This window comes from Pseudomonas putida (assembly GCF_002741075.1).
GTDB lineage: Bacteria > Pseudomonadota > Gammaproteobacteria > Pseudomonadales > Pseudomonadaceae > Aquipseudomonas > Aquipseudomonas putida_T.
Window position 1 is genome coordinate 1,246,030 of sequence record NZ_CP016634.1, and the last position, 12,218, is coordinate 1,258,247.

Below are 12,218 nucleotides of genomic sequence, written 5' to 3' on the forward strand. Positions count from 1 at the left end.
AGGTAACCCATGAAAATTTCCTCAAACGCGAACCCGGCCCTCCCGGATGGCCAGGTTCGCACCCGCAAGGACACCCTGCTGATCGTGGTCAGCGTGGTGTCGATCTTCCTCACAGTGTTTGCCCTGGCCGCTTTCCCCGCGCGCTCCGAGCAGGTCGCCAGCCAGTTGTTCCAGGGCGCCACGGACTTGCTGGCGGCGCCGGTGCTGCTGGTGTTCCTGGCGTTCGTCGTAGGGTCGCTGTTCATCATCTTCAGCAAGTACGGCAACGTTCGCCTGGGCAGTGGCAAGCCGCAGTTCAAGACCCTGCCGTGGGTGTTCATGTTCATCTGTGCAGGGCTCAGTTCAGCGACCCTGTATTGGGGGCTGGTGGAGTGGGCGTTCTACTACAACACGCCGGGGCTGAACATTGCCGCGCGCAGCCCCGAGGCGTTGGACATGAGCATTGCCTACGCCTTCTTCCACTGGGGCTTCGGCACCTGGGCGTGCTATGCCGTCGGGGGCATGGCCATGGCCTATTACTACCACGTGCGCAAGCATGACAAGCTGAGCCTGGCCGGCATCATCGAGGTGGTGACCGGGTTCAGGGCCAGCGGGCCGATCGGTCGCCTGATCGACATCATCTTCTTGATTGGCACGTTCGGCGGGCTGACGGTGACCATGGTGGTGACCACCCAGACCTTCTCCAACAGCTTGTCCAACCTCACCGGCCTGCCCAATACCTTTGCGATGCAGGCGGGCATCGTGCTGGTGATCACCAGTATCTTCTCCCTGAGTTCCTACATCGGCCTGGAAGGCGGTATGCAGCGCCTGGCCAGCATGGTCTGCTGGGGCGCGCTGTTCTGCGCCCTGGCGGTGCTGGTGGTGGGGCCGACGGGGTTCATCGTCAAGAACACGGTCAACGGCGTCGGCCTGATGTTCTCCAACTTCCTGCACATGAGTTTGTTCACCGACCCGGCCGGCGACGGGGAGTTCACCCGCAACTGGACGGTGTTCTACTGGTTCTGGGCGATTTCCTATACCCCGGCCGTGTCGATCTTCGTGGCGCGCGTGTCCCGCGGGCGGACCTTGAAGGAAGTGGCTGCGGCCCTGTTGCTCGGCGGCAGTGTGAGTTGCTGGGCGATCTTCGGCAGCCTCAGTGGCTATGGCATCGACCAGTTGCTCAAGGGCGTGCTGGATGTGCCAGCCGTGGTCGCCAACCAGGGCGGTGAGGTGGCCATCACCCAGTTGCTCAATGGCTTTCCGATGTCGGGCCTGGCCACGGCGTTCTACTTGTTCGTGATGGTGATCTTCCTGGCCTCGCACATCGATGCCTCGGCTTATACCGTCGCGGCGGCCACCACCCGCAATCTGCCGGAAGGCCGCGACCCTTCGCCGTTCCTGCGCCTGTTCTGGTGCGTGATGCTGGCGCTGGTGCCGCTGACCATGATCGCCAATCACCTGTCCCTGAAAACGGTGAAGACCTCGGTCATCCTCACCTCCATTCCGTTCTTCTTCCTGCTGCTGGTGATGGCCTACGGGTTCGTCCGCTGGCTGTACCGGGACTACCGCCATCGCAGTGTCGAGGACATCGAAGCCGAGGCTCGGCAGTTGGGGGGCGAGGGTGCGGATGTAGCGGGGGAGGTGGGTGTGAAGTGGAAGGATGAAGCGATCGTCTGATGTTGCACCCACGGGCCGCTGCGCGGCCCGTAAGGGCAGGGTCAGGCGGATTGATAGCGTTCCAATGTAGCGAAATCGTTCCGTCAGACGTGAGCGTACGGTTCATGACGCCTGCGCACGATTGCTCCGCGCGCAAACGCGCTTTTCCTGGAGCGACTTCATTACATGCCGAACGCGACGGATCCCCCTGGAATGGGCGTTCCAGGGGCTTTTTTTGTCTGGCACAGACCTTGCTCCGGGGGTTGTGTCCAGCCGGGCAAGGCAATGGGTACCTGGCTGAGGCGTTTGAACTTGTGACGTTATAAAAATAATTCGACTTACAAGGTGAAAACGATGAACAACTCGCCGCTGGGTGTCAGCCCGCCTGACCAACAAGCGCACGAACTGCAACGCAACCTCTCCAACCGTCATATCCAATTGATCGCCATTGGCGGCGCCATCGGCACGGGCCTGTTCATGGGTTCGGGCAAGACCATCAGCCTGGCCGGGCCGTCGATCATCTTCGTCTACATGATCATCGGCTTCATGCTGTTCTTCGTCATGCGGGCGATGGGCGAGCTGCTGTTATCGAACTTGAAATACAAGTCCTTCATTGATTTCGCCCACGACCTGCTCGGGCCCTGGGCCGGGTACTTCACCGGCTGGACGTACTGGTTCTGCTGGATCGTGACCGGTATCGCCGACGTCATTGCCATCTCCGCCTATTCGCAGTTCTGGTTCCCGGATATCCCGCAATGGGCGCCGGCGCTGGGCTGCGTGGGGCTGTTGCTGTCGCTCAACCTGATGACCGTGAAGATGTTCGGCGAGCTGGAGTTCTGGTTTGCCATGATCAAGATCGTGGCGATCTGCGCCTTGGTCTGCACCGGCTTCTACATGGTGGCCACGGCCTATCAGTCCTCCACCGGTAGCGTGGCGTCGCTGGCCAACCTGTGGAATGACCAGGGGATGTTCCCTCACGGTGTAATGGGCTTCTTCGCCGGCTTCCAGATCGCTGTGTTCGCCTTTGTCGGTATCGAGCTGGTCGGCACCACTGCGGCGGAAACCAAGAACCCGGAGCGCAACCTGCCACGGGCGATCAACTCGATCCCGCTGCGCATCATCGTCTTCTATGTGCTGGCCCTGATCGCCATCATGGCTGTCACGCCCTGGCGTGATGTGGTGCCGAGCAAGAGCCCATTCGTCGAGCTGTTCGTCCTGGCCGGCCTGCCGGCGGCGGCGGGGATCATCAACTTCGTGGTGCTGACCTCGGCGGCCTCGTCGGCCAACAGTGGTGTGTTCTCCACCAGCCGCATGCTCTACGGCCTGGCGGTGGACGGCGATGCACCGAGCAAGTTCAGTGCACTGTCCAAACGGGCGGTGCCGTCCAACGGCTTGATCTTCTCCTGCACCTGCCTGCTGGGCGGGGCGCTGCTGATCTACCTGGTGCCGAACATGCTTGAGGCGTTCACCTTGATCACCACGGTGTCGGCAATCCTGTTCATGTGCGTGTGGTCGGTGATCCTGCTGTCCTACCTGGCCTACCGCAAGAAGCGCGACGACCTGCACCGCGCCTCGATCTACAAGATGCCCGGCGGCACCACCATGGCCTGGGCGTGCCTGGTGTTCTTCGCCTTCATCACCGCTTTGCTGGCCCTGGAGGATGATACCCGCCAGGCGCTGTACTTCGTGCCGGTGTGGTTCGTGGTGATGGGGCTGTCCTATCGCTCGATCCGCCGCAAGAAGGCTCAGGCTGTGCAGCTTTCCTACGAAGTGGACTGAACCTCGGCGCCACTTCGGTTACCCCAGGGGGGCTGCATTTGCGTGCGGTCCCCTTTTGTCTTTTCAAGAAAAGGGACCCGCGATGCGCATTCACGTGACCTTCATCGACCGCGTCGGCATCACTCAGGAGATCCTGGCCCTGCTGGGCTCACGCAACCTCAACCTGGACGCGGTGGAGATGATCCCGCCCAACGTCTACATCGATGCGCCAGCGCTGTCCCAGGCCGTGCTGGATGAACTGCACGATGCCTTGCTGAGGGTGGTGGGCGTGCAGGCGGTGGAGCTGGTGGACTTTCTGCCAGGCCAGCGCCGACGCCTGCAATTGGAGGCGTTGCTCGCGGCCATGAGCGATCCGGTGCTGGCGGTGGACCCCAACGGCCACGTGCTGCTGGCCACGCCCACGCTGGTCAGGTTGCTGGGGCGTGAGCCTGCCGGCGAGCCGCTGTCGAACCTGTTCACCGAGCCGCATCTAGCACAGAACTTGATCGACAAGGGCTTTCGCCTGCCGATGTGCGAGGTGAGCTTTCAGGGCCAGGCGTTGTTGCTGGAGGCCACGCCCATCAGTGGCGGCGCCGATGCATTGGTAGGCGGTTTGCTCACGTTGTATCCGCCCAGCCGCATCGGCGAGCGCCTGGCCTCGTTGCTGCACGATCCAGGCGAGGGGCTGGACGCCCTGCTGGGCGAGTCGCCAGCGCTCAAGTACCTCAAGACCCGCTTGCACAAGGTCGCCAGCCTGGATGCGCCGATTCTGATCCAGGGCGAGACCGGCACCGGCAAGGAGCTGGTGGCTCGCGCCTGTCATGCGTTGAGCAACCGGCGTGAGGCGTCCTTCCTGGCCCTGAACTGCGCCGCATTGCCCGAGAGCCTGGCTGAAAGCGAGCTGTTCGGTTACTCCGCCGGCGCCTTCACCGGGGCCCAGCGTGGTGGCAAGCCAGGCCTGCTGGAGCTGGCCGATGGCGGTACGGTGTTTCTCGATGAGGTGGGCGAGATGTCGCCCTACCTGCAGGCCAAGCTGCTGCGCTTTCTCAATGACGGAAGCTTCCGCCGCGTCGGTGGCGGGGGCGAGGTGCGGGTGAATGTCCGCGTGCTGTGCGCCACCCACCGCAACCTGGAAAGCATGGTGGTCGAAGGCGGTTTTCGCGAAGACCTCTACTACCGGCTCAACGTGCTCAATTTGGTGGTGCCGCCGCTGCGTGAGCGTGGCACCGATATCCTGCTGCTGGCCGAGCACTTTTTGCACCAGGCCTGCGCGCAGATCCAGCGCTCGCCGTGTCGGCTGGCGCTGACCACTCATCCGCTGCTGCTGGGCAATCGCTGGTCGGGCAACATCCGCCAGTTGCAGAACGTGATCTTCCGCGCCGCGGCGATCAGCGAAGGGGAGGTGATCGACTGCGATGACCTGGAGCTGGCAGGGACGGCGCTCAGCAGCCAGCAGGGCGATGTGATGGAGGTCACCAGCCTGGAAGCCGCGGTGCAGGGCTTCGAGAAATCGCTGTTGGAGAAGTTCTACGCGGCCTATCCCTCGACCCGCCAGTTGGCGGCGCGCTTGCAGACCTCGCACACCGCGGTCGGGCAGCGTCTGCGCAAGTATGGGATTTCCAATCGCGCGTCTTGAAGCGGGCGGTTCGATTTCGCTCCACTGGAGCGGATTTGCTCCGCGTGTCCGTACGCCGTGCTTTACAAGGGATGGACCCAGCCGCGCTACTGCAAGCCTTGCGACCTGGAGCGATTACGCTCCAGGGTGAATACCGCAGAAAACGCCTGAAAATTCCGTAATCCATTGAAAATAAAGAAATTTATAGAGTTGGCATCACCCTTGCTCTTGTAGAAATCAGGTCCTGCAACCAGGGCCCATCCAATAACAAGAGGAAGATCCATGAGCACGTTGCGTTTTACCCCCGAACACGAATGGCTGCGCCTGGAAGCGACCGGCGAACTGACTGTCGGCATCACCGCCTACGCCCAGCAGGCCTTGGGCGATGTGGTGTTCGTGCAGTTGCCGGAGCCGGGCCAGTACGGCGAGGGGAATGAAGTCGCGGTGCTGGAGTCGGTCAAGGCCGCCAGCAACATCACCATGCCGCTCAACGGCCAGGTGGTGGCGGTCAACCAGGCACTGGCCGACGACCCTGAGCTGGTCAACGCCTCGCCCATGGAAGACGGCTGGTTCTTCCGCATCCAGGCGGACAACCTGGCGGACCTCGACACCTTGATGGACCAGGACGGCTACGACCGCTTCCTGGCCGACAACGGCTGAGCCAGGGGGCGCCATGAGTACAGCACCGATTGCCCTGGGCACGGACAACAGCTTCATCGCCCGTCACATCGGCCCAAGCGAGGTCGACATCGAGGCCATGCTGGCGCTGACCGGCCATGGCTCGATCGAGGCCCTGATCGACAGCGTCATCCCCAACAGCATCAAGGGCACCAGTGTGCTCGCGCTGACCCGGGGGCAGGGCGAAAGCGAGGCCTTGGCTGCGATCAAGGCCATCGCCGCGAAAAACCAGCTGTTTCGCAACCACATCGGCCAGGGCTATTACCCGTGCCATACCCCGGCGCCCATCCTGCGCAACCTGCTGGAGAATCCGGCCTGGTACACCGCCTACACACCGTACCAGCCGGAAATCTCCCAAGGCCGCCTGGAAGCGCTGCTGAACTTCCAGACCCTGATCGTCGATCTGACCGGCATGGAGATCGCCAACGCCTCCCTGCTCGATGAGGCCACCGCCGCAGCCGAGGCCATGACCTTCTGCAAGCGTCTGGCCAAGAACAAGGCCCCGGCGTTCTTCGTCTCCAATGCCTGCCACCCACAGACCCTCGATGTGGTGCGCACCCGCGCCGAGCCATTGGGTATCGAAGTGGTGGTGGGTGATGAAGCACAACTGCAAGGGCAAAGCCTGGAGGCTTACTTCGGCCTGCTGCTGCAATACCCGGCCAGCACCGGCGCCATCGGCGATCACCGGGCCCTGGTGGAGCGCGCCCATGACGCGGGCGCCTTGGTGGCGGTGGCGGCCGACCTGCTGGCGCTGACCCTGCTCACCCCGCCGGGTGAATTCGGTGCCGACGTGGTGTTCGGCAGTGCCCAACGCTTCGGCGTACCCCTGGGCTTCGGTGGGCCGCACGCGGCGTTCTTCGCCACCCGCGATGCCTTCAAGCGCGACATGCCGGGCCGTCTGGTGGGGCTGTCCATCGACCGCTTCGGCAAGCCGGCCCTGCGCCTGGCCATGCAGACCCGCGAGCAACACATCCGCCGCGAGAAGGCCACCAGCAACATCTGTACGGCGCAGGTCCTGTTGGCCAACATCGCCAGCATGTATGCGGTCTACCACGGCCCGGAAGGCCTGACGCAGATCGCCCGGCGTGTGCACCGCCTGACCTCGATCCTGGTGCAGGGCTTGCGCCAGCTGGGGCATTCGGTGGAGCAGTCGCACTTCTTCGACACCGTCAGCGTGGTGACCGCGCGCCCCGTGGGTGAGGTCTTGGCCGCTGCCAATGCCCAGCGCCTGAACCTGCGTCCGATCGATTCGGTGCGTGTGGGGCTGTCGCTGGATGAAACCTGCGAGCAGCAGAGCGTCGAGGCCCTGTGGCAGGTGTTCGCGGCGCCGGGCCAGGCCCTGCCGGACTTCGCCGCGCTGGCGGCCTGCGGCATGGATTGCCTGCCGGCACCGTTGCTGCGCGAGAGTGCATTCCTGCAGCACGAGGTGTTCAACCGCTACCACTGCGAAACCGAGCTGATGCGTTACCTGCGTCGCCTGGCCGACAAGGACCTGGCCCTGGACCGCAGCATGATCGCGCTGGGCTCGTGCACCATGAAGCTCAACGCCGCCAGCGAGATGATGCCGATCACCTGGCCGGAGTTCGGCGCCCTGCATCCGTTCGCCCCGGCTGAGCAGGCCCAGGGCTACCGGCAACTGACCGACGAGCTGGAGGCCATGCTCTGCGCGGCGACCGGTTATGACGCCATGTCGTTGCAGCCCAACGCTGGCTCCCAGGGCGAGTACGCAGGCTTGTTGGCGATCCGCGCCTACCATGCCAGCCGTGGCGAATCCGGCCGCGACGTGTGCCTGATCCCATCGTCGGCCCATGGCACCAACCCGGCCACGGCGCAGATGGCTGGCATGCGCGTGGTGGTGGTCAACTGTGACGCGCGTGGCAACGTCGATGTGGCCGACCTGCAGAGCAAGGCTGAGCAGCACAAGGACCGCCTGGCTGCGTTGATGATCACCTACCCCTCGACCCATGGCGTGTTCGAGGACGGCATCACCCGCATCTGCGACATCATCCATGAGCACGGTGGCCAGGTGTACCTGGACGGCGCCAACATGAACGCCATGGTCGGGCTGTGCGCGCCCGGCAAGTTCGGCGGCGACGTCTCGCACCTGAACCTGCACAAGACCTTCTGCATTCCCCACGGTGGTGGCGGCCCAGGTGTCGGCCCGATCGGCGTCAAGGCGCACCTGGCGCCGTTCCTGCCGGGACATGGGCACATGGCGCGCAAGGACGGCGCAGTCAGCGCCGCGCCTTATGGCAGCGCCAGCATCTTGCCAATCACCTGGATGTACATCCGCATGATGGGCGGGGAAGGGCTCAAGCGCGCCTCGCAGGTGGCGATCCTCAGCGCCAACTACATCGCCCGGCGCCTGGAGGAGCACTACCCGGTGCTCTACACCGGCGAGAACGGCCTGGTGGCGCACGAGTGCATCCTCGACCTGCGCCCGCTCAAGGACAGCAGCGGTATCAGCGTCGAGGACGTGGCCAAGCGCCTGATCGACTTCGGCTTCCATGCCCCGACCATGTCCTTCCCGGTGGCCGGGACCTTGATGGTCGAGCCGACCGAGAGCGAGTCCAAGGATGAACTGGACCGCTTCTGCGAGGCGATGATCCGCATTCGCGAAGAGATCCGCGCGGTCGAGAACGGCACCCTGGACAAGCACGACAACCCGCTCAAGAACGCCCCGCACACGGCGGCGGAGCTGGTCGGCGAGTGGGCCCACGGCTATAGCCGGGAGTTGGCGGTGTACCCGCAGGATTCGCTGCGCGACAACAAATACTGGCCGCCGGTGGGACGCGTGGACAACGTCTATGGCGACCGCAACCTGGCCTGCGCCTGTCCACCGATGTCGATCTACCAGGACGCCTGATCGTCAGGGCTGCGCGCGCCCGGTGTGAGCGGATGCACCTGCGAATGCGAGGTTGGCCTGTCGGCCGCCTTCGCGGGTAAACCCGCTCCCACAGGGCCTGCGCCGCCAGAAAGTACACGAGCCTTTGCCTTTGCAGGATGTGTCTTCAACCATAACAACAAGGAAACACACACATGTTCCATAAAAGCCTGACGCTGTCCGATTTCGACCCTGCGCTGTTCGAGGCCATCGCCCGCGAGGCCAAACGCCAGGAAGACCACATCGAGCTGATCGCCTCGGAGAACTACACCAGCCCGCAGGTAATGCAGGCCCAAGGCACCGAGCTGACCAACAAGTACGCCGAAGGCTATCCGGGCAAGCGCTACTACGGCGGTTGCGAGTACGTGGACGTGGTCGAGCAACTGGCCATCGATCGGGCCAAGGCGCTGTTTGGTGCAGGGTACGCCAACGTTCAGCCGCACTCCGGCTCCCAGGCCAACGCTGCGGTGTACCTGGCCCTGTTGCAGCCCGGCGACACCCTGCTGGGCATGAGCCTGGCTCACGGCGGGCACCTGACCCACGGGGCCAAGGTGTCGTCTTCGGGCAAGCTGTACAACGCGGTGCAGTACGGCATCGACGCCAATGGCCTGATCGACTACGACGAGGTCGAGCGCCTGGCGCTCGAACATAAGCCGAAGATGATCGTTGCCGGCTTCTCGGCCTATTCCAAGACCCTGGACTTTGCCCGTTTTCGCGCCATCGCCGACAAAGTCGGTGCCTACCTGTTCGTCGACATGGCCCACGTCGCGGGCCTGGTGGCTGCGGGTGTGTACCCCAATCCACTGCCCTACGCCGATGTGGTCACCACCACCACCCATAAGACGCTGCGCGGTCCGCGTGGCGGTCTGATCCTGGCCAAGGCCGACCCGGAGCTTGAGAAAAAGCTCAACGCAGCGGTGTTCCCGGGAGGGCAGGGCGGCCCGTTGATGCATGTGATCGCGGCCAAGGCGGTGTGCTTCAAGGAAGCGCTGGCGCCTGAATTCAAGGCCTACCAGCAGCAGGTGGTCGCCAACGCCCAGGCCATGGCCGAGATCTTCATGCAGCGCGGCTTCGATGTGGTCTCCGGCGGCACCGACAATCACCTGTTCCTGGTCAGCCTGATCCGCCAGGGCATCACTGGCAAGGACGCCGATGCCGCCTTGGGCCGTGCGCATATCACGGTCAACAAGAACGCCGTGCCCAACGATCCACAATCGCCGTTCGTGACCTCTGGCCTGCGCCTGGGCACGCCGGCTGTCACCACCCGTGGCTTCCAGGCGCCGGAATGCCGCGCCCTGGCGTCGTGGATCTGCGACATCCTCGAGCACCTGGGCGATGCCGAGGTCGAGGCCCAGGTGGCCCGCCAGGTCGGCGAGCTGTGCGCGCGGTTCCCGGTCTATTCGGCCTGAGCCACCGTACTCGCCGCCGTGTGCCTGGAGGCGCGCGGCGGCTTGATCGACAACTTCATCGAATGCCAGGAGTCATCCGTGTCCAACGAACTACTACAAAAAACGCCGCTGCATGCCCTGCATCTGCAACTGGGCGCCCGCATGGTGCCGTTCGCCGGCTACGACATGCCGGTGCAGTACCCGCTGGGGGTGCTCAAGGAGCACCTGCACACCCGTGCACAGGCCGGCCTGTTCGACGTCTCGCACATGGGGCAGATCCGTCTGCATGGTGCCAACGCCGCCAAGGCCCTGGATACCTTGGTGCCGGTCGATATTGTCGACCTTCCGGTGGGCATGCAGCGCTATGCGCTGTTCACCGACGCCCAAGGCGGCATCCTCGATGACCTGATGGTGGCCAACGCCGGGGACTACCTGTTCCTGGTGGTCAACGCCGCGTGCAAGGCGCAGGATTTGCAGCACCTCAAGCAGCATCTGGAAGGGCTGTGCGAGGTCGAGTCGTTGTTCGACAGCCGCGCCTTGCTCGCCCTGCAGGGCCCGGCGGCCGCCACGGTGCTGGCGCGCCTGGCCCCTGAAGTCAAAACCATGACTTTCATGCAGTTCGCTCGCGTGCGGCTGTTAGGTGTCGACTGTTATGTCAGCCGCTCGGGCTACACCGGTGAGGACGGCTACGAGATCTCCGTGCCGACCCAGGACGCCCTGATGCTGGCCCGTTCGTTGCTCGCCGAGCCCGAAGTCGAGGCCATCGGCCTGGGCGCGCGTGACTCGCTGCGTCTGGAGGCCGGGCTGTGCCTGTATGGCCACGACATGGCCCAGCACACCACGCCGGTCGAGGCGAGTCTGAGCTGGGCGATTTCCAAGGCCCGCCGTGCCGACGGCGCGCGCCCGGGTGGCTTCCCCGGTGCTGAACGGATCCTCGCCCAGTTGCGCGATGGCGTGCCGAGCAAGCGGGTCGGGCTGCTGACCCAGGAGCGGGTGCCGGTGCGCGAAGGTGCGCCATTGCTCGATGCCCAAGGTCAGGTGATCGGCCAGGTCACCAGCGGTGGTTTCGGCCCGAGCCTGGGCGGCCCATTGGCGATGGGCTACGTGCAGACCGCATTCGCGGCCCTGGGCACCGAGGTCTTCGCCCAGGTGCGGGGCAAGCGGGTGCCGATGAGCGTGACCCGCACGCCGTTCGTGGCGCACCGTTACTACCGAGGCTGAAGGCCTTCTTGCCGGAGCATGAACATGAACGAAATCCTGCCTGTCGCCCCACGGCCAGCCCCCCTGGAGCCCGGAATCAAGTTGCGCGGCGCCGAGAAGGTGGCGCGGATCCCGGTGAAGATCCTGCCCACCGAGGAGGTGCCGCGCAAACCGGAGTGGATCCGCGTGCAGATCCCGACCACGCCGGAGGTGGCGCGCATCAAAGCCTTGCTGCGCAAACACAAGCTGCACAGCGTGTGTGAGGAGGCCTCCTGCCCGAACCTTGGAGAGTGTTTCTCAGGCGGCACGGCGACGTTCATGATCATGGGCGACATCTGCACGCGCCGTTGCCCGTTCTGCGACGTCGGCCATGGCCGGCCCAAACCGCTGGATGTCGATGAGCCCCGGAACCTGGCGATCGCCATCGCCGAGTTGCGCTTGAAATACGTGGTCATCACCTCGGTCGACCGGGACGATCTGCGCGACGGCGGGGCGCAGCACTTCGTCGATTGCCTGCGCGAGATCCGCCAGCGTTCGCCGGGTATCCAACTGGAAACCCTGGTACCGGATTATCGTGGACGCATGGACGTGGCGCTGGCGATCACCGAGCAGGAGCCGCCGGATGTGTTCAACCACAACCTGGAAACCGTGCCGCGCCTGTACAAGGCGGCACGGCCGGGTTCGGACTTCGAGTGGTCGCTGGATCTCTTGGAAGGTTTCAAACAGCGTATCCCCGGCGTGCCGACCAAGTCAGGGCTGATGCTGGGGCTGGGCGAGACCGACGAAGAGGTGCTTGAAGTGATGCAGCGCATGCGCGAGCATCAGGTCGACATGCTGACCCTGGGGCAGTATCTGCAGCCCTCGCGCAGCCATTTGCCGGTGCAGCGCTTCGTGCACCCGGACACCTTTGCCTGGTTCGCCGAGCAGGCGTTGGCCATGGGCTTCAGCAACGTGGCCTCGGGGCCATTGGTGCGCTCTTCGTACCATGCCGATCAGCAGGTGGCGGCGGTGGCGGCGAGCGTCGGGTAGCAAGACTGGATGCGCAGGCGGTCGAAAGCGT

At 64.4% G+C, this 12,218-nt stretch carries 8 protein-coding genes; all 8 read left to right on the top strand.

The genetic code is table 11. The features are described from left to right. The first annotated feature begins 9 nt into the window (after window positions 1–9). The 8 genes from IEC33019_RS06155 (at window position 10) to lipA (ending at window position 12,187) form a co-directional block, all read left to right on the top strand. A complete protein-coding gene (locus IEC33019_RS06155) occupies window positions 10–1,656 on the top strand; it encodes a BCCT family transporter (RefSeq protein WP_070093103.1) in 1,647 nt (548 codons plus the stop codon). 333 nt (window positions 1,657–1,989) lie between these two features. Further along, window positions 1,990–3,414: a D-serine/D-alanine/glycine transporter gene (gene cycA / locus IEC33019_RS06160; protein WP_070093102.1), complete on the top strand. Its 1,425-nt coding sequence runs from the start codon at window positions 1,990–1,992 to the stop codon at window positions 3,412–3,414. Between the two features lie 82 nt (window positions 3,415–3,496). Next, the gene (locus IEC33019_RS06165; RefSeq protein ID WP_070093101.1) at window positions 3,497–5,029 is read left to right on the top strand and encodes a sigma-54-dependent transcriptional regulator; all 1,533 of its coding nucleotides are present in this window, start codon (window positions 3,497–3,499) and stop codon (window positions 5,027–5,029) included. Between the two features lie 261 nt (window positions 5,030–5,290). Next, window positions 5,291–5,668, top strand: a complete 378-nt coding sequence (gcvH, locus tag IEC33019_RS06170; protein ID WP_070093100.1) for a glycine cleavage system protein GcvH — start codon at window positions 5,291–5,293, stop codon at window positions 5,666–5,668. Window positions 5,669–5,681: 13 nt separating this feature from the next. Next, window positions 5,682–8,552, top strand: a complete 2,871-nt coding sequence (gene gcvP, locus IEC33019_RS06175; protein ID WP_099593180.1) for an aminomethyl-transferring glycine dehydrogenase — start codon at window positions 5,682–5,684, stop codon at window positions 8,550–8,552. 173 nt (window positions 8,553–8,725) lie between these two features. Continuing rightward, window positions 8,726–9,979: a serine hydroxymethyltransferase gene (glyA, locus tag IEC33019_RS06180; protein WP_070093098.1), complete on the top strand. Its 1,254-nt coding sequence runs from the start codon at window positions 8,726–8,728 to the stop codon at window positions 9,977–9,979. Window positions 9,980–10,057: 78 nt separating this feature from the next. Beyond that, a complete protein-coding gene (gcvT, locus tag IEC33019_RS06185) occupies window positions 10,058–11,179 on the top strand; it encodes a glycine cleavage system aminomethyltransferase GcvT (protein ID WP_070093139.1) in 1,122 nt (373 codons plus the stop codon). A 24-nt stretch (window positions 11,180–11,203) separates the two neighbouring features. Beyond that, window positions 11,204–12,187, top strand: a complete 984-nt coding sequence (lipA, locus tag IEC33019_RS06190; RefSeq protein WP_099593183.1) for a lipoyl synthase — start codon at window positions 11,204–11,206, stop codon at window positions 12,185–12,187. The last annotated feature ends 31 nt before the right edge of the window (window positions 12,188–12,218 follow it).